Origin of the sequence: Shinella zoogloeoides, from assembly GCF_022682305.1 — a bacterium.
Lineage (GTDB): Bacteria > Pseudomonadota > Alphaproteobacteria > Rhizobiales > Rhizobiaceae > Shinella > Shinella zoogloeoides_B.
This window is the reverse complement of the sequence record NZ_CP093528.1, coordinates 4102993-4119948: the sequence shown is the minus strand read 5'-3', so window position 1 is coordinate 4119948 and position 16956 is coordinate 4102993. Positions and strand designations below refer to the sequence as shown.

Below are 16956 nucleotides of genomic sequence, written 5' to 3'. Positions count from 1 at the left end.
CTATATGGAGCCGAGGACGCCGGGCGGCGCAAGCCCCGGCTCATTTCCACCAATTCACTTGGCCGCGTTCTTCGACCACCAGACCTCCGGGAAGCCAAGACCGTAATACGGCAGCTCCTGCGGATGGGCGAGGTGGTTCCAGTAGGCGGTCTGCACCGACTTGGAATAGAACATCGGCACCACGTAATGATGGGCGAGAAGAACGCGATCCAGCGCCTTGACGGTCGCCACCAGCTCGGCGCGGTCGGGAGCGAAGATGATCCGGCGGATCAGCTCGTCGACGGCGGGATCGGCGATGCCGGCATAGTTGCGCGAACCCTGCTGGTCGACCGAGGAGGAGCCCCAGTAGTCGACCTGCTCGTTGCCTGGCACGAGCGTCTGCGCCCAGATGCCGTAGATCATGTCGTAGTCGAAGCTGCGGACGCGGTTGGTATATTGCGAGGCGTCGACCGTGCGGATGCGGGCGTCGATGCCGATATCGGTGAGGCTCTTCACATAGGGCAGGACGGTGCGCTCCTGCGAGGGGTTGGACAGCAGTATCTCGATGGCGAAAGGCTCGCCGGTCTTCACGTTCACCAGCTTGCGGTTCTTCAGCTCATAGCCCGCCTCCTTGAAGAGCGTCATGGCCTTGCGAAGGTTCTCACGCGTCTTCTTCGGGTCGCCGGAGACGGGATTGACATAGGGCGTGGTGAAGACGGCGGGCGGAACCTTGTCCTTCAGTTCCTCCAGGATTTCCTTCTCGCGGCCTTCCGGCAGACCGGAAGACGCAAGCTCGGTGCCCCAGAAATAGCTGTCGATGCGGTTGAGCCGGCCAAAGGAGAGATTGCGGTTCAGGCTCTCGAAGTCGTAGGCGTAGTTCAACGCCTCGCGCACCCGCTGGTCCTTGAACTTCTCCCGGCGCATGTTCGGCACGAAGGCCTGCATGATGCCGGTGGCGCGCAGCGGATTGGCGATTTCCTCGCGGATGATGCGACCGTCCTTTGCAGCAGGGAAATCATAGGCCGTTACCCAGTGGCTGGACGAGTTGTCGCGGTAGAAATCGACATTGGCGGCGCGGAAGGCCTCGAACTCCACGTTCCGGTCGCCGAAGAACGTGTAGGTGATCGCGTCGAAATTGTTCTGGCCGACATTCACGTTGAGGTCCTTGCCCCAATAGTCGTCGCGCCGCTCGAAGCGGATGGAGCCACCCGGCTGGAAGGCCGCGATCCTGTAGGGGCCGGATCCCATGACCGGCTCCAGCGTCGTGCGGCCGATATCGCGCTTGTTGCCCTTGGCGTCGGTTCCCTCCCACCAGTGCTTCGGCACGATCTGGAACTGGCCGAGGATGCTCGGAAGCTCGCGGTTGTTCTTCTCGTCGAAGCGGAAGGTGACGTCGCGCTCGCCGGTCTTCTCTGCCGAGACGACATGCTTGTAGTAATTGGCGAGCAGCGGATTGTGCTCCTTCGATTTTTCGAAGGAGAAGATCACGTCCTCGGGCGTCACCGGCTGGCCGTCCGCCCATTTCGCCTCGACCCGAAGACGGAAGGTCGCGGAGGAGATGTCGTCGGGATAGGAAACGCCCTCGGCCAGCAGGCCGTAGGCGGTGGTGATCTCGTCCTCGGCGGATTTCAGCAACGTGTCGAAGACGAGGGACGAGACGCCGGACGCCGCCTCGCCCTTGGAGAGGATCGGGTTGAACGTGTCGTAGGTGCCGGTTTCGGAGAGCTTCAGCTCGCCGCCCTTGGGCGCGTCGGGATTGACGTAGTCGAAATGCGCAAAACCATCCGGGTGCTTCAATTCGCCGATGGTGGAAAGGCCGCCGTGCCAGACCGGCTCCGCGGTCCCCTCAGCCTTCGCACCGGCCGCAAGCGCCAGCGACAAGGCCAGCGCCGTGGTGAACACCATTTTCCCGAAGGCTGCCCGCATTCCGTTTCCCTTTCGTATCTTCTGCCGAAGCATGGGCGAGAGAATAGGCAAAATCCGGGCAAATGACAGGCCCGCCATCAAAGCGGCGGTTTTTGCCGCGCCTATTGCCCTCAGGGATTCACCTTGACGAAAGGATGATCCTTTAATCTTTCGCAACCATTGCGACTTCGAGACCGGATAATGCCAGCCCATTCCATGCTTTCCCGCCTGACCCCCCGCCTGATTTCCGGCCTTCTCGCCGCCGGCCTTGCGCTGACCGCGCTCGCCTCGCCGCTTGCGGCCGAGGAACGGCCGGCCAAGGAACTGTTTGGCGCCAAGCGCCTGCCGGCCAAGATGGTGTCGGCGCCGTACGGCTCTTATGCCAAGGGCTGCATCGCCGGCGCGGTGGCGATCCCGACGGACGGCCCGGCCTGGCAGGCAATGCGCCTGTCACGCAACCGGCGCTGGGGTCATCCCAACATGATCGCGCTGCTGGAGCAGTTCTCGCAGGATGCGCAGCAACTCGGCTGGCCGGGCCTCCTTCTCGGCGACATATCGCAGCCGCGCGGCGGGCCGATGCTCTCGGGCCACGCCTCCCACCAGGTCGGCCTCGACGCGGACATCTGGTTCACACCCATGCCGGACCATCGTATGTCCGCCGAGGAGCGGGAAAAGCTGCCCTTCACCTCCATGCTCGACAAGAGCAGGTTCCTGACGGTCGATTCGCGCCGCTGGACCGCCACCCATGCCCGCCTCGTCATGAAGGCGGCGAGCTATCCGCAGGTCGACCGCGTCTTCGTCAATCCGGCGATCAAGAAGAAACTCTGCGAGACCTGGCAGGGCGACCGCTCGCTGCTCGGCAAGGTGCGGCCGATCTACGGCCACGACGAGCATTTCCACATCCGCATCAAGTGCCCGGAAGGCGCGGCGGGCTGCAAGCCGCAGGCGCGGGTGCCGGCCGGCGACGGCTGCGATAAATCGCTCGCCTGGTGGTTCACCAAGGAGCCGTGGGAAAAGCCGAAGCCGAAGAAGGACGCCAAGCCGGTAAAGCCCTGGTACGTCAAGATGTCGGACCTGCCGAAAGCCTGCGGTACGGTTCTCGCCAGCGCCTCGCCCTCTTCCGAGATGGAAGTGACCTATCAGGGCAATGGCGGCACTTCCACCGCGCTCGCCTTCTCCGGCAATGGCGGGGATGCGGGCAGCAGCATCGAAGCGGTGATCGCCGCCGACACGGCGCTGCCGGCCATCGTGCCGATCCCCCTTCCGCGACCGTTCCGATAGCCGATCCGGCGGCGGGGCTTTTCAAGGCTCCGCCGCTTTTGTATAAGGCGTTCAAATCGATTTAAAATCATCGAGGAACGCCCATGTCGCGCCGGAAATGCATTGCGCTCATCGCGCATGACGAGAAGAAGGACGACATGGCGGCCTTTGCCGCACAGCACGAAAAGGTGCTGTCGCAGGCGAAGATCGTGGCAACCGGCACGACCGGCGGCCGGGTGCTGGAGGCCTGCCCCGGCCTCGACGTGACGCGCCTGAAGAGCGGCCCCCTCGGCGGCGACCAGCAGATCGGCGCGCTGATCGCGACCGGCGAGGTCGATCTCCTCATCTTCTTCGTCGATCCGCTGACCCCCATGCCGCATGACGTGGACGTGAAGGCGCTGATGCGGCTCGCCATCGTCTACGACATTCCGATGGCGCTGAACCGGGCGACGGCCGAACAGCTCCTCGACTTCGCGGCCGATTGACGGCAATTTACGGCGACAACGGATCACCCACCTACAACGAACGGGACAGCTTGATGGCACGGCCGGGCGACAACGACACGAACCTCCCCTTCCCCATCCTCGTCGGCGATATCGGCGGCACCAATGCACGCTTCGCGCTGCTCATCGACGCCTTCGCCGAGCCGAAGCAGTTCCCCATCGTCCAGACGGCGGATTTCCCGAATATCGACGATGCGCTGCAGCGCTGCATCCTCGATACGACCTCGGTGCAGCCGCGCTCGGCGATCCTGGCGCTCGCCGGTCCCATCGAGGGCGACGAGGTGCCGCTGACCAATTGCCCCTGGGTGGTGCGCCCGCGCGACATGATCGCCAATCTCGGCTTCGAGGACGTGGTGCTCGTCAACGATTTCGAGGCGCAGGCGCTCGCCGTCGCCTCGCTCGGCGACGAGGACCGGGAGAAGATCGGCCCCGGCATCGAGCGCCATTCGGCCTCGCGCGCCGTGCTCGGCCCCGGCACCGGCCTCGGCGTCGCCGGTCTCGTCCACGCGCGCCAGAGCTGGATTCCGGTTCCCGGCGAGGGCGGCCATGTCGATGTCGGCCCGCGCAGCGAGCGCGACTACCGGATCTGGCCCTTCCTCGAACCCATCGAGGGGCGCATCTCCGCCGAGCAGCTCCTGTGCGGGCGCGGCATCATGAACATCTACCACGCCATCGCCGCCGCCGACGGCGTCGACGCGACGCTTGAAACGCCCGCCGACGTCACCGCCAAGGCGCTGGCGCAGGAAGACCGCATGGCCATCGAGACCGTCTCGCTGTTCTCGACCTATCTCGGCCGTGTCGCCGGCGACATGGCGATGATCTTCATGGCCAAGGGCGGCGTGTTCCTGGCCGGCGGCATCTCGCAGAAGATCCTTCCCGCGCTGCGCGGGCCGGAATTCCGCGCGGCCTTCGAGGACAAGGCGCCGCACAGCGCGCTCCTCGCCTCGATCCCGACCTATGTCGTCACCCATCCGGTCGCCGCGCTCGCCGGCCTTGCCGCCTTCGCCCGCATGCCGGACCGATTCGGTGTTGCAACCGAGGGACGCCACTGGAAAAGGTGACGGCCGCGGCGCAGCTTCACCGCCGCGCGGACTCGCCAAAGGCGGACCGACCCCCTATAGAGCGGCCAAGGGGCCGGTTTCAGCCGGCCGCCGTCGAGACAGTGCAGGAAAGTCAAGCCATTGGCCGATAAGAGTCGCTCCGAGCGCCATCCCGTCAGCGCCGACACCGTCGCCACCGTGCTCAAGCGCGTCATCGCCGAAAACGGCCGTGAACATGTACGCGGCTACGCCGTGGCCATCGCCTGCCTCATGGTCGTGGCGCTGACGACGGCCTTCACCGCCTGGATCATGGAATCGGTCGTCAACGAGGCTTTCGCCAACAAGCGCGCCGACCTCGTCATGATCATCTGCGGCGCGATCTTCGCCGCCTTCGTGCTGCGCGGCATCGCGACCTATTACGAAGCCGTCATCCTCTCCAAGATCGGCAACAACATCGTCGCGCGCTACCAGCGCCGGCTCTATTCGCATCTCATGGCGCTCAGCGTCAGCTATTACAACGAGTCGCGCTCGGCCTATCTCGCCGCCCAGATCAGCCAGAACGTCACCGGCATCCGCGACGTGCTGAACATGACGGTGACGTCCCTTGCCCGCGACGTGCTGACCCTCGTCGCGCTGATCGGCGTGATGATCTCCAAGGACTGGCTGCTGACGCTGCTTGTCTTCCTGGTCGCGCCGCCGCTGCTGCTGGGCCTGCGCTACGTCTCCAAGCGCCTGCGCAACGCGACGCGCGAGGCGGTGGAGCTGAACAGCCACGTTCTGGGCGCCATGCAGGAGACGATCCAGGGCATCACCATCGTCAAGGCCTTCACCATGGAGGCCGAGCTTAAGAACAAGGTGGAAGCCATCATCGGCGAGGCCGAAAGCCGCTCCAACCGCATCGCGCGGCTGACCGAGCGCACCGCGCCGATGACCGAGACTTTCGCGGGCTTCGCCATCTCGGGCGTGCTCGCCTATGCCGCCTATCGCTCGATCTATGCCGGCGTTATGCCCGGCGCCTTCTTCGCCTTCGTGGCCGCGCTGCTGATGGCCTACGACCCGGCCCGCCGCCTCGCCCGCCTGCAGGTCTCGCTGGAGCGCGCCGCCGTCAACGCCCGCATGATCTACGAGATCCTCGACCTGAAGCCGCGCCAGGCCGACCGGGCCGACGCCGGATCGCTCGCCATTTCCGACGCGACGATCCGCTTCGACAACGTGCGCTTCGGCTATTCGGAAAACGAGACGATCCTCAAGGGCGTTTCCTTCACCGCCGAGGGCGGCAGGACGACGGCGCTCGTCGGCCCGTCCGGCGCGGGCAAGTCCACCGTGATCAGCCTCATCCCGCGCTTCTACGATCCCACGGAAGGCGCGATCCTGATCGACGGGCAGGATATCGCCCATGTGACCAAGCAGTCGCTCCGCAACGGCATCGCCTATGTCTCGCAGCAGCCCTATCTCTTCGAGGGCACGATTCGCGACAACATCCGCTACGGCCGTCCGGATGCGACGGACGCCGAAATCGAGGAAGCCGCGCGCCATGCCTATGCGCATGATTTCATCCTCGCCCAGCCGCTCGGCTACGACACACCCGTCGGCGAGAACGGCGTGACGCTTTCCGGCGGCCAGCGGCAGCGGCTCTCGATTGCCCGCGCACTGGTGCGCAACGCGCCGATCCTCCTGCTCGACGAGGCGACCTCCGCGCTCGACACCGAATCGGAACAGGCCGTGCAGAAGGCGCTGGACGAGGCGATGAGCGGGCGCACCGTCGTCGTCATCGCCCATCGCCTTTCGACCGTCGTGCGCGCCGACAAGATCATCGTCATGCAGGACGGCATGGTCGCCGAGGAGGGCACGCATGCCGCGCTTGCGGCCCGCGAGAACGGCCTTTACGCTCGCCTCAACAACCTTCAGGCGCCCGCCGGCAGCACGGGCACGTAATCACAGGACAGGACGGAAAGACATGAGCGGCAACGCAATGAAGCTGGTCGTCGTAGGCGCCGCGGGCCGCATGGGCCAGACGCTCATCCGCACCATCCACGCCATCGAGGGCGCGGAGGTCTTTGCCGCCATCGAGCGTGAGGGCTCGCCCTTCGTCGGCCGCGACGCCGGGGAACTCGCCGGCCTCGGCCCGATCGGCGTTCCCGTCACCGACAAGCCGCTGGAAGTCTTCGTAGCGGCCGAGGGCGTGCTCGACTTCACGGCCCCCGCCGCCACCATCGAATTCGCCGGCCTTGCCGCGCAGGCGCGCATCGTGCACGTCATCGGCACCACCGGCTGCTCGGCGGCGGACGGCGAGAAGATCAAGGCCGCCGCCCGTCATGCGCGCATCGTGAAGTCAGGAAACATGAGCCTCGGCGTCAATCTGCTCGGCGTGCTGTCCGAGACGGCCGCACGCGCGCTCGACGCCGCCGAATGGGACATCGAGGTGCTGGAAATGCACCACAGGCACAAGGTCGACGCCCCCTCGGGCACCGCGCTGCTGCTCGGCAACGCCGCCGCCAAGGGGCGCGGCATTTCGCTGGCGGAAAATTCGGTACGCGTGCGCGACGGCCATACTGGCCCGCGCCCCGCCGGCACGATCGGCTTCGCCACGCTGCGCGGCGGCTCCGTCATCGGCGAACATTCGGTGCTGCTTGCCGGCGAGGGCGAGACGGTAACGCTGTCGCACAGCGCGACGGATCGCTCGATCTTCGCCCGCGGCGCCGTCAAGGCGGCGCTCTGGGCGCGTGAGAAGAAGCCCGGCCTCTATTCCATGCTCGACGTGCTCGGGCTCAACTAAATCAGCATCAGGAGACAGACCATATGAGCGGAACCCTCGTCCTCGTTCGCCACGGCCAGAGCGAATGGAACCTGAAAAACCTCTTCACCGGCTGGCGCGACCCTGATCTCACCGACCTCGGTGTCGAAGAGGCCAAGACCGGTGGCAAGGCGCTCGCCGACACGGGTATCAAGTTCGACATCGCGTTCACCTCCGACCTCACCCGCGCGCAGAAGACGCTGAAGCTCATCCTCGACCAGATCGGCCAGCCGGGCCTCGAGACGATCCGCGACCAGGCCCTCAACGAGCGCGACTACGGCGACCTCTCCGGTCTCAACAAGGACGATGCCCGTGCCAAGTGGGGCGAGGAGCAGGTCCATATCTGGCGCCGCTCCTACGACATCCCGCCGCCGGGCGGCGAAAGCCTGCGCGACACCGGCGCACGCGTCTGGCCCTACTACCTCACGGAAATCCTGCCCCGCGTGCTGCGCGGCGAAAAGGTGCTGGTCGCCGCCCACGGCAACTCGCTGCGCTCGCTCGTCATGGTGCTCGACAAGCTGACGAAGGACGAGATCCTGAAGCTGAATCTCGCGACCGGCGTGCCGATGGTCTACACGCTGAACGCCGATTCGACGGTGAAGTCGAAGAACGTGCTCGGGGACATGTCGGGCGCGCATTGAGCGCTCTGCCCACCGCCTCCAACGGAAAAGGCCGGCTCTCGCCGGCCTTTTTGCGTTTCAGGCCTTGCCCGATTCCCAGCCCAGCATGGCCCGCTTGCGTGTGAGGCCCCAATGATAGCCGGTCAGCGCGCCGCTCTTGCCCAGCGCACGGTGGCAGGGGACCACGAAGGAAATGGGGTTGCGGCCGACCGCCGCGCCGACGGCACGTGAAGCCGTCGGCTGGCCGAGGCCTTCGGCGATGGAGGAATAGGTGACGGCACATCCCATGGGGATGCGCAGCAGCGCCTGCCAGACGCGGACCTGGAAATCCGAGCCGATCAGCACCACGCGCAGCGGCTCCTTCGGATCCCAGCGCTTCGGATCGAAGACACGCGCGGCATAGGCGGCCGTCGCACCGCTATCCTCGACATAATGGGCATTCGGCCAACGGGAGGACATGTCCTCGAAGGCATCCATGCCGCCCGGCTCGTCGGTGAAGGCGAGGCCGGCAAGGCCCCGGTCGGTGATCATGACCAATGCCCGGCCGAAGGGCGAGGGATGCAGACCGTAGCGGATCGTCAGGCCCGCGCCGCGCGCCTTCCACTCACCCGGCGACATGGCCTCATGCGTGACAAAGAGATCGTGCAGCCGGCCGGGACCGGAAAGGCCCACCTCGAAGCTCGTTTCGAGCAGCGGCAGTTCCTCCTGGCGCAAGAGGCGCTTGGCATGGTCGAGCGTCACGGCCTGCAGGAAGGCTTTCGGCGAAAGCCCGGCCCAGCGGGTGAAGGTCTTCTGCAACTGCGTCGGCGACTGGCCGAGCCGGCTTGCAATGTCTTCAAGGCCCGGCTGGGCGCGATAATCCTCGGTGATCATCTCGATGACCCGGCGGACGGTCGCGTAGTCGTCGCCCTCAGGCGTGATGTCGGTTTGCAAAGTCGCGGCAATGTTCATCGCTTTTCTCCTGTGCCGCCAGAAAAGCACGCCCTTGGCGCGCCCGCCACCCGTTTCCTGCAAGCCTCTCAATAGCCGCGCTTCACCCGCGCCAGCGCGCCGGAGAAGGCGGAAGCGAAGCGCTCGCGGTCGTCGAGCGGCAGGAAGGCGCCGATATCGGTCTCACGGCCATTGCCCCTCAGATGCATGGCGGTGATGCCGATCTTCGGCTTGCGCGAGACGAGGAAGCGCGCCCAGAACGGGTTGAAGGCATATTCCGTCTCCTTGCCGGACGGGGTGACCTTGCGGATCGAGATATTGGTGCGCGAGAGCGAGACGACTTCCTTAGCCCTTGCCGCCCGGTTGTTGAGCCAGAAGGCGCCGAAGAGGATGAGGAAATCCGCGCCGAAGAACATGACCACCGGCCAGGCGCCCGAAATCATGAAGACGGCCATATGAGCGACGCTGAGCGCGCCCGCGATGAGGAAGAAGACGCGATGCCCGTTCCGCCCCAGCGAGCGATAGGGATGCAGCTCGGCGGAGAAGACCGGCCGGTCGTTCATCGTTGTGTCGGCGTTGCCTTGGGTCATGACGCTTGATTATAAGCAAGCCGCGCGGGACTGTGTAGCGGTTTTGCGGCCCGCATCGGAGGCATCATGGATAGCGTGAAGACCCGGAAGAAAACGCCCTCGGCGCCACCGCGCCGCAAGGCGCCCGCAAGGGTAAAAAGCCTCTATTCGCAGGACGAGCTGAAGGAAATCTTCCGGCGTTTCTCCATCCAGCGGCCCGAGCCGAAGGGCGAGTTGGAGCATGTGAACCCGTTCACGCTCGTCGTTGCCGTCGCGCTTTCCGCACAGGCGACGGATGCCGGCGTCAACAAGGCGACGCGCGCCCTCTTCAAGATCGCAGATACGCCGGAGAAGATGCTCGCTCTCGGCGAGGAGAAGGTCCGCGAATATATCAAGACCATCGGTCTCTACCGCAACAAGGCCAAGAACGTCATCGCGCTCAGCCGGATGCTGGTCGAGCGCTTCGGCAGCGAGGTGCCGCGCACCCGGGAGGAACTGGTGATGCTGCCCGGCGTCGGCCGCAAGACGGCCAATGTCGTGCTCTCCATGGCCTTCGGGCACGCGACGATGGCGGTCGACACGCATATCTTCCGCATCGCCAACCGGCTGCTCCTCGCTCCCGGCAAGACGCCGGACGAGGTGGAGGAAAAGCTGATGCGCATCGTCCCCGACGAATATCTCTACCACGCGCATCACTGGCTGATCCTGCACGGGCGGTACTGTTGCAAGGCGCGCAAGCCGGAATGCGAGCGCTGCGTCATCGCCGATCTCTGCAAGTCGCCGGAAAAGACCTGCGACGTGCCCGCCCCGCTGGTAGAGCTTCCGGCGCAAATGTTCGGCCCTACGCCCTAAGTCCGTCCAGCAGGTCGGCAATCGCGGCCTCATAGACCTTTCGGTCGGCACCGGCCTCGATGGCGATGGCCGCACGGTCGAAGGCGGCGGAGAGGAGGCCGGTCAGCGCCGCCAGTTTTTTCGCGCCGACATCCGGCTCCAAAAAAGCAGACAGCCCCGTTTCGAGCGTGCTCTCGGCATTGTCCCGGTCGATTGCCCCTGCCCCCTCGAAGCCGAGTACGGCGGGGGCTTCGAGAAGCAGGAGACGCGTGCGGCCGGGCGCGGCCATGGCGTCGAAATAGGCCGCTGCACCGAGAAGCAGCGCTTCGCGCGGCGAGCCGGCCGGCAGCGATACCGCCTCGATCCGCTCTGCGACGGCTTCCGCCTCGCGCTCCGCCACGGCGCGGAACAGCGCCTTCTTGTCCTCGAAATGATGGTAGAGCGCGCCGCGCGTTACCCCGGCTTCTGCCACGATGTCGGGTGTCGCGGTTTCCGCATACCCCTTCTCCACGAAGAGCCGCCGGGCGGCTTCGATCAGGGCGAGGCGCGTCGCCTCGGTGCGTTCCTTGTTGCTGCGTGCCATCTCGCCTCTTTACATACAAACTGCATGTATGTTATTTGATAGAAACATGCAGACTGTATGTTTTTTCTGACAGCAATTCCAGCAAAAGCGTGCAGCGGGCCTCACGTCCCGGGCTGCACCAGACCGAAAGGGAAAGAGATGAAAACGACCAGCTACTATCCCGTCATCATGACCGACGACGTCGCCGGCACCGCCGCCTTCTACACGGCGCATTTCCGCTTCGAGGCGCTCTTTACCAGCGACTGGTACATCCATCTCCAGTCCCGAGAGGACGAGAAGGTGACGCTCGCCGTGCTCAACCACAACCATGAGACCATTCCGGCCGCCGGCCGGGGTAAAAAGGTCTCCGGCCTGCTCCTCAACTTCGAGGTCGAGGATGTCGACGCCGTCCATGACGCCGCGTGCGCCGCCGGCCTGCCGATCCTCCTTGCCATCCGTGATGAGGATTTCGGCCAGCGCCACTTCATCACCGCAGATCCGAACGGCGTGATGATCGACGTGATCAAGCCGATCCCGCCGAGCGCCGACTATGCGGCCCTCTACGACGCGTCAGTTCTGCCGCAGTGAGAAGCCCGGATCCCTGCGGCTCAGCGCCTTGTGGAGATGCACCATGAGGCCGGCCGCAAAGAGCGGCGTCATCAGGTTGACGATGGGGACCGCCAGGAATGCCGCGATGACGAAGCCGGCAAGGAGGACTGTGGAGGCGTGCTTGGCGCGGAACAGGCGCGCCTCGGCGGGCGTGCGGTAGCGCATGGCGGCAAATTCGAAGAATTCCCGGCCGAGCAGGTAACCGTTGACGAGGAAGAAGGCGACGAGATTCACGCCGGGAATGAACAGCAGGAAGAGGGCGACGAGGTTGCCGAGGATGACCACGCCGAGGAATTTCAGCGACCCCGCGATGGCCTGGCCGAGCGGCAGCGCCGTGCCCGCCGCCTCGCCCGGATAGTCGCGCGTCTCGATCACCTCGGCGATGTCGTCGAGGAAGAAGCCGGCGATGATCGCCGTCACCGGCGCCAGCAGCAAGGCGAGGCCGAGCGCGAGGCCGAGGCTGGCGACGATGCCGAAGACGAAGGTGAGCCAACCCGCCCAATCCGGCAGGTTCGGCATCATCGCGCCTTCGAGCCAGGGCCAGGCGAAGGCGATGAAGCTTTCCCGCAACCCGAACCAGATGCCGATGAGGGCCAGGAGCGTCAGCCCCAGGACCTTCCAGAAGACGCTGCGCGTCTCGGGCGCGAAGAGATTGGCGAGCGAAAGCCGGACGGCGTGGACGATCATCGGAAGCTCCTGTTCGCCCCGCATGTAGGGTGTGGAAAAGCCCCCGGCAAGACGGGCGGCGCCCCCTCCGTTAAGACCTCGTTAAAGGACCGCTCCTAGACTCCCGCGCACCCGCACGGAGCTGTGCGCGCCATATCAGGAAACCGTCATGCGTCATGTCCCGATCAGCAGGCTCCTGCCCGCGCTCTTCGTCCTCGTGGCCGTTCCGGCCGGATTGCAGGGTCTCTTCGGCGGCGCTGCCTTCCCGTCGGGCTGGGCCTTGTCCGCCGCTGCCATCGGCCTCGCGCTTGCCGCCGCCATCCTTGCCAAGCGCCGCGTCGCTACACCGCTCGACGAGCTTGCCGGCGCCGTACGGCGTCTGGCCGCGGGCGATACGGCGGTCGCCATTCCCCATGCCGACCGGGGCGACGAGATCGGCGCTCTGGCGCTTGCCGTGACGGCCCTTCGCGACGATGCCGCCGAGCGCCAGCGCCGCGACCGCCTCAACGAGGATGAGCGCCACCGCGCCGATGGCGAGCGGCAGGCGCGCGAGGCCGAGCACACCCGCGAGAGCGGTCGCGTGCAGGAGGCTGTCGCCGGCCTTGCCGACGCGCTCGGCAGGCTTGCCGGCGGCGACATGTCCTGCCGCATCGAAAAGCCCTTCTCCGGCGATCTCGACCGGCTGCGCGAGGATTTCAACGCTGCCGTCGCGCGGCTCGGCGATGCGCTGCGCGACGTCGGCGAGAACGCGCGCGCCATCGATGCCGGCGCCGGCCAGATCCGCACGGCCGCCGACGACCTGTCGCGCCGCACCGGGCAGCAGGCCGCCTCCATCGAAGAGACCGCCGCCGCGCTGAAGGAGATCACCACCACCGTGAAGGATTCCACCCGCCGGGCGGAAGAGGCAGGCTCCCTCGTCGCCCGTACCCGCACGGGCGCGGAGAAATCCGGCGAGATCGTGCGCCGCGCCGTCGCCGCCATGCAGGAAATCGAGAAATCCTCCAGCGCGATCAACAGCATCATCGGGGTCATCGACGAGATCGCCTTCCAGACGAACCTGCTTGCGCTCAATGCCGGCGTCGAGGCCGCGCGGGCCGGCGAGGCCGGCAAGGGTTTCGCGGTCGTCGCCCAGGAGGTGCGCGAACTTGCCCAGCGCTCGGCCAAGGCCGCCAAGGAGATCAAATCGCTGATCACCACCTCGGGCGAACAGGTGCGCACGGGCGTCGCCCTGGTCGGCGACACCGGCCGCTCGCTCCAGACCATCGTCACCGAGGTCGAGGAGATCAACGGCCACGTGCAGGCGATCGTCGGGTCCGCCCGCGAACAGTCGAACGGCCTTCAGGAGATCAACACCGCCGTCCACGCCATGGACCAGGGCATACAGAAGAACGCCGCCATGGTGGCTGAGACGACCGCGGCCAGCCACGGCCTTTCCTCGGACGTGCAGGCGCTGAACACGCTGCTCGGCCGCTTCGGCATCGGCGGCTCCACAGCCGCCGGCCGCACCGTACGCGCGCCGCACCTGCATGTGGTTCCCTCCACGCCGCCGCCCGCGCCTGAGCCGAAGGTCGCCCGCAAATCGCCCGGCCAGTGGAACATCAAGGCCGTCACGGACAAATCCCGCCCCGTCACCTCCCCCGCCCTCGCGCTCAGCGACAAGCTCGCCGGCGCGCTTGGGGTGCGGCAGGACAAGGGGGATGAGGGAGACTGGGAAGAGTTCTGAGGCGCGCCTTTAAATCTAGCCTTCTTCCGGCGGATAGGCGTGCGTCCGTCCCCGGAAATCGCGCAGGCGGAAACAGCCGTCGTCCGCCTCCTCTACCGCCACCGAATCCGCCCGCACCTTGCCGTGGCCGCCGGGGATGTCGAGGATATAGGCCGGCTGGCAGAGACCGGAAACGCGGCCGCGCAGGCTTTCCACCAGCGCCCGACCTTCGGCGAGCGACAGGCGGAAATGAGCCGTGCCGGGGGCAAGGTCCGGGTGGTGCAGGTAGTAGGGTTTCACGCGGTTCTCGACGAAGGTGCGCATGAGGGCGGCCAGCACCCCGGCATCGTCGTTGACGCCCTTGAGAAGTACCGTCTGGCTGATCATCACGATCCCGGCATCGACGATGCGGGCGACGGCGGCTGAGGCTTCCGTCGTGAATTCGCGCGGATGGTTGGCGTGAAGCGCCACATAGGTCGTCTTGCCGGAGGCCTTCAGCGCCTCGATGAGCGCGGCGTCGATCCGGTCGGGATCGACAACGGGAACGCGCGTATGGAAGCGCACGATCTTCACATGGTCGATGGCGGCAAGCCGCTCCATGATCGCCTGCAGGCGGCGCGGGGAGAGGACGAGCGGATCGCCGCCCGTCAGGATGACCTCCCAGATTTCGGGCCGCTCCGCGATATAGGCGATGGCCGTGTCGAGCGCCTTGGCGGAGAGCGTGCCCAGTCCTTCCGGCCCGACCATTTCACGGCGGAAACAGAAACGGCAATAGACCGGGCAGACATGCACGGCCTTGAGCAGCACCCGATCCGGATAACGATGCACGATGCCCTCGACGGGACTGTGCGCGAGATCGCCGATGGGATCGGCGCGTTCTTCCGGCAGGGTGACAAGCTCAGCAGCATCGGGGATGAACTGGCGGGCGATGGGATCGAGCGGATCGTCCGCATCGATCAGCGCGGCGAGCGCGGGGGTGACGGCGACGGCGTAGCGCTCCGCGACGGCGGCGGCGCCCGCCCGCTTCGCTTCCGACAGGAGACCGGTGGCGGCAAGTTCGGCGACCGTGGTCAGGGTGGCGGTCACGGCGCGGTCTCCGCGACGGGCGCCCAGAGCACCTGGTCGATGCGCGATGCGCCCGTTGCCAGCATGACAAGCCGGTCAAAGCCGAGCGCGATGCCGCTCGCTTCCGGCATCAGGGCGAGCGCGGCTAGGAAATCCTCGTCGAGCGGATAGGTCTCGCCATAGACGCGGGCCTTTTCCGCCATTTCCAGCTCGAAGCGGCGGCGCTGCTCCGCGACATCCGTCAGTTCGCCAAAGGCATTGGCAAGTTCCACCCCGCAGGCATAAAGCTCGAAGCGTTCTGCGACACGCGGATCGTGCGGGGCGGGGCGCGCCAGCGCGGCCTCGGCGCTCGGGTACTCGCACAGGATGGTGGCGCGGCCGAAGCCGAGTTCCGGCTCGATCTTCTCCACCAGCACGCGGCTGAAGAGATCGGCCCAGGTGTCGTCGTCAGCGACGCGCAGCCCCCTGGCCCGCATGGCGGCGGCAAGGGCCTCGCGGTCCGTCGTACCATCGAGGCGGATTGTCGCGAGGAGGTCGATGCCTGCATGGCGCGTGAAGGCATCCGCCACGCTCAGCCGTTCGGGCGATAGCGCGGGATCGCACGTCGCGCCGCGATAAGCGAGTTGGGAGACGCCGGCCACTTCGGCCGCCAAAGCAAGCATCTCGCCACAATCGGCCATCAGCACGTCATAGGTCTCGCCGGCGCGATACCATTCCAGCATGGTGAATTCGGGATGGTGCAGCGGGCCGCGCTCGCGGTTGCGGTAGACATGGGCGAAGCAGGCGATGCGCCGCTCGCCCGCCGCCAGCAGCTTCTTGCAGGCGAATTCCGGCGAGGTGTGCAGGTAGAGCGGCGTCTTTGTGCCTGCATGGCCGATGGCGGCGGTTTCGAAGGCGTGCAGATGCGCCTCGTTGCCGGGCGAGACCTGCAAGGTCGCCGTATCCACCTCGATGAAATCGCGCGCGGAAAACCAGCCGCGTAGCGCTGCCTGGATGCGGTTTCGCGCCATCAGGAACGGCCGGCGGTCGGCATGGACGTCGGGCGTCCACCAGGGCGAGGGCTTCAGGCTTGTGGCGCTCATGTGACAGGTTTCTTCGGCGATGCCGGCGGCAAGACTGGTCTTTTGCCGGAATATAGGGTAGTTGCGGCCCCGAAAACGTATTTTCAGCGTTCGCGGAAGCGTCTTGTGGCGGTCCTCTACGACGCGATCCATCCAGTTACAAGGAAGACTTATGGTAAAGATCATCGCCTCTTCCGTCCGCAAGGGCAATGTCCTCGAGGTCGAAGGCAAGCTCTATGTCGTGCTGACGGCGCAGAACTTCCACCCGGGCAAGGGCACGCCGGTCACGCAGGTCGACATGCGCCGCATCTCCGACGGCGTGAAGGTTTCCGAGCGCTACCGCACGACCGAGCAGGTCGAGCGCGCCTTCGTGGAAGACCGCGAGCACAACTTCCTTTATGACGATGCCGACGGCTTCCACTTCATGAACCCGGAAAGCTACGACCAGCTGACCATGTCGCAGGAAGACATCGGCGACCTCAAGGCCTACCTCCAGGAAGGCATGACGGTCATCCTGTCGGTACACGAAGGCGTCGCCATCGCCATCGACCTGCCGCGCCACGTCACGCTCGAGATCACCGAGACCGAGCCGGTCGTGAAGGGCCAGACGGCTTCCTCCTCCTACAAGCCGGCGATCCTTTCGAACGGCGTCCGCACGCTGGTTCCGCCGCACATCACGGCCGGCACGCGCGTCGTCATCGCGACGGAAGACGGCTCCTACGTCGAGCGCGCCAAGGACTGATCGGTCTTGCACCGATGCATCAAGCCGCCCGCCGGAAACGGCGCGGCGGCTTTTTTCTTTCAACTTGCGCAAAATCCGTTATGAGCAAATCCCGGCTCTTACGAAACCGAGACGGGAA

At 66.0% G+C, this 16956-nt stretch carries 17 protein-coding genes; 10 read left to right on the top strand and 7 right to left on the bottom strand.

What is annotated here, in order from left to right:
* Positions 1–54 precede the first annotated feature (54 nt).
* On the bottom strand, positions 55–1905 hold the full coding sequence (locus MOE34_RS20350) for an extracellular solute-binding protein (protein WP_242219277.1): 1851 nt from the start codon (positions 1903–1905) through the stop codon (positions 55–57).
* A 195-nt stretch (positions 1906–2100) separates the two neighbouring features.
* Between MOE34_RS20350 and mepA the strand changes: the two genes are divergently transcribed.
* From mepA to MOE34_RS20320, 6 genes are all read left to right on the top strand, one after another.
* Positions 2101–3165: a penicillin-insensitive murein endopeptidase gene (mepA, locus tag MOE34_RS20345; protein ID WP_431522449.1), complete on the top strand. Its 1065-nt coding sequence runs from the start codon at positions 2101–2103 to the stop codon at positions 3163–3165.
* Positions 3166–3248: 83 nt separating this feature from the next.
* Positions 3249–3629, top strand: coding sequence for a methylglyoxal synthase (locus MOE34_RS20340; protein WP_160786768.1), 381 nt, complete (start codon positions 3249–3251; stop codon positions 3627–3629).
* 53 nt (positions 3630–3682) lie between these two features.
* Positions 3683–4708: a glucokinase gene (locus MOE34_RS20335; RefSeq protein WP_242219273.1), complete on the top strand. Its 1026-nt coding sequence runs from the start codon at positions 3683–3685 to the stop codon at positions 4706–4708.
* Between the two features lie 120 nt (positions 4709–4828).
* Positions 4829–6622, top strand: a complete 1794-nt coding sequence (locus MOE34_RS20330; protein ID WP_242219271.1) for an ABC transporter ATP-binding protein — start codon at positions 4829–4831, stop codon at positions 6620–6622.
* Positions 6623–6644: 22 nt separating this feature from the next.
* Entirely contained in the window at positions 6645–7463 is an 819-nt protein-coding gene (gene dapB, locus MOE34_RS20325; RefSeq protein WP_242219268.1) for a 4-hydroxy-tetrahydrodipicolinate reductase, read from the top strand.
* Positions 7464–7486: 23 nt separating this feature from the next.
* Positions 7487–8122 carry a 2,3-bisphosphoglycerate-dependent phosphoglycerate mutase gene (locus tag MOE34_RS20320; RefSeq protein WP_242219267.1) on the top strand — a complete coding sequence of 212 codons (636 nt, stop codon included), beginning with the start codon at positions 7487–7489 and terminating at the stop codon, positions 8120–8122.
* Positions 8123–8179: 57 nt separating this feature from the next.
* Here MOE34_RS20320 and MOE34_RS20315 read toward each other — a convergent pair whose 3' ends face one another.
* Both MOE34_RS20315 and MOE34_RS20310 read right to left on the bottom strand, forming a co-directional pair.
* The gene (locus MOE34_RS20315; RefSeq protein ID WP_242219264.1) at positions 8180–9052 is read right to left on the bottom strand and encodes a methylated-DNA--[protein]-cysteine S-methyltransferase; all 873 of its coding nucleotides are present in this window, start codon (positions 9050–9052) and stop codon (positions 8180–8182) included.
* Between the two features lie 68 nt (positions 9053–9120).
* Complete coding sequence (locus tag MOE34_RS20310) at positions 9121–9621, bottom strand: DUF2244 domain-containing protein (RefSeq protein ID WP_242219262.1); 501 nt, start codon at positions 9619–9621, stop codon at positions 9121–9123.
* Between the two features lie 66 nt (positions 9622–9687).
* On the opposite strand from MOE34_RS20310, the gene nth reads away from it, so the two are divergent.
* Positions 9688–10452, top strand: coding sequence for an endonuclease III (nth, locus tag MOE34_RS20305; protein WP_242219261.1), 765 nt, complete (start codon positions 9688–9690; stop codon positions 10450–10452).
* Here the strand turns inward: nth and MOE34_RS20300 are convergent.
* Positions 10442–11014, bottom strand: coding sequence for a TetR family transcriptional regulator (locus tag MOE34_RS20300; RefSeq protein WP_242219259.1), 573 nt, complete (start codon positions 11012–11014; stop codon positions 10442–10444). The two genes, nth and MOE34_RS20300, sit on opposite strands and share 11 nt — an antisense overlap.
* Positions 11015–11152: 138 nt before the next feature.
* On the opposite strand from MOE34_RS20300, the gene MOE34_RS20295 reads away from it, so the two are divergent.
* Positions 11153–11581 (top strand): VOC family protein, encoded by a 429-nt coding sequence (locus MOE34_RS20295; RefSeq protein ID WP_242219257.1) that lies wholly within the window; start codon positions 11153–11155, stop codon positions 11579–11581.
* Here the strand turns inward: MOE34_RS20295 and MOE34_RS20290 are convergent.
* Positions 11564–12289 carry a sulfate transporter family protein gene (locus MOE34_RS20290; RefSeq protein ID WP_242219255.1) on the bottom strand — a complete coding sequence of 242 codons (726 nt, stop codon included), beginning with the start codon at positions 12287–12289 and terminating at the stop codon, positions 11564–11566. The two genes, MOE34_RS20295 and MOE34_RS20290, sit on opposite strands and share 18 nt — an antisense overlap.
* 148 nt (positions 12290–12437) lie before the next feature.
* Between MOE34_RS20290 and MOE34_RS20285 the strand changes: the two genes are divergently transcribed.
* The gene (locus MOE34_RS20285; RefSeq protein WP_347342743.1) at positions 12438–13991 is read left to right on the top strand and encodes a methyl-accepting chemotaxis protein; all 1554 of its coding nucleotides are present in this window, start codon (positions 12438–12440) and stop codon (positions 13989–13991) included.
* 15 nt (positions 13992–14006) lie between these two features.
* Here the strand turns inward: MOE34_RS20285 and MOE34_RS20280 are convergent, their stop codons facing one another.
* Together MOE34_RS20280 and epmA are read right to left on the bottom strand one after the other, a co-directional pair.
* Positions 14007–15044: a lysine-2,3-aminomutase-like protein gene (locus MOE34_RS20280; protein WP_431522448.1), complete on the bottom strand. Its 1038-nt coding sequence runs from the start codon at positions 15042–15044 to the stop codon at positions 14007–14009.
* Positions 15045–15052: 8 nt separating this feature from the next.
* A complete protein-coding gene (gene epmA / locus MOE34_RS20275) occupies positions 15053–16117 on the bottom strand; it encodes an EF-P lysine aminoacylase EpmA (RefSeq protein WP_242219254.1) in 1065 nt (354 codons plus the stop codon).
* Positions 16118–16268: 151 nt separating this feature from the next.
* On the opposite strand from epmA, the gene efp reads away from it, so the two are divergent.
* On the top strand, positions 16269–16838 hold the full coding sequence (gene efp / locus MOE34_RS20270; RefSeq protein ID WP_242219252.1) for an elongation factor P: 570 nt from the start codon (positions 16269–16271) through the stop codon (positions 16836–16838).
* The last annotated feature ends 118 nt before the right edge of the window (positions 16839–16956 follow it).

Excerpts from the sequence above, each read along its gene's own strand:
- MOE34_RS20350 (WP_242219277.1), bottom strand. The coding sequence starts at position 1,905 with ATGCGGGCAGCCTTCGGGAAAATGGTGTTCACCACGGCGCTGGCCTTG.
- mepA (WP_431522449.1), top strand. The coding sequence starts at position 2,101 with ATGCTTTCCCGCCTGACCCCCCGCCTGATTTCCGGCCTTCTCGCCGCC.
- MOE34_RS20340 (WP_160786768.1), top strand. The coding sequence starts at position 3,249 with ATGTCGCGCCGGAAATGCATTGCGCTCATCGCGCATGACGAGAAGAAG.
- MOE34_RS20335 (WP_242219273.1), top strand. The coding sequence starts at position 3,683 with ATGGCACGGCCGGGCGACAACGACACGAACCTCCCCTTCCCCATCCTC.
- dapB (WP_242219268.1), top strand. The coding sequence starts at position 6,645 with ATGAGCGGCAACGCAATGAAGCTGGTCGTCGTAGGCGCCGCGGGCCGC.
- MOE34_RS20320 (WP_242219267.1), top strand. The coding sequence starts at position 7,487 with ATGAGCGGAACCCTCGTCCTCGTTCGCCACGGCCAGAGCGAATGGAAC.
- MOE34_RS20315 (WP_242219264.1), bottom strand. The coding sequence starts at position 9,052 with ATGAACATTGCCGCGACTTTGCAAACCGACATCACGCCTGAGGGCGAC.
- MOE34_RS20310 (WP_242219262.1), bottom strand. The coding sequence starts at position 9,621 with ATGACCCAAGGCAACGCCGACACAACGATGAACGACCGGCCGGTCTTC.
- nth (WP_242219261.1), top strand. The coding sequence starts at position 9,688 with ATGGATAGCGTGAAGACCCGGAAGAAAACGCCCTCGGCGCCACCGCGC.
- MOE34_RS20300 (WP_242219259.1), bottom strand. The coding sequence starts at position 11,014 with ATGGCACGCAGCAACAAGGAACGCACCGAGGCGACGCGCCTCGCCCTG.
- MOE34_RS20295 (WP_242219257.1), top strand. The coding sequence starts at position 11,153 with ATGAAAACGACCAGCTACTATCCCGTCATCATGACCGACGACGTCGCC.
- MOE34_RS20290 (WP_242219255.1), bottom strand. The coding sequence starts at position 12,289 with ATGATCGTCCACGCCGTCCGGCTTTCGCTCGCCAATCTCTTCGCGCCC.
- MOE34_RS20285 (WP_347342743.1), top strand. The coding sequence starts at position 12,438 with ATGCGTCATGTCCCGATCAGCAGGCTCCTGCCCGCGCTCTTCGTCCTC.
- epmA (WP_242219254.1), bottom strand. The coding sequence starts at position 16,117 with ATGAGCGCCACAAGCCTGAAGCCCTCGCCCTGGTGGACGCCCGACGTC.
- efp (WP_242219252.1), top strand. The coding sequence starts at position 16,269 with ATGGTAAAGATCATCGCCTCTTCCGTCCGCAAGGGCAATGTCCTCGAG.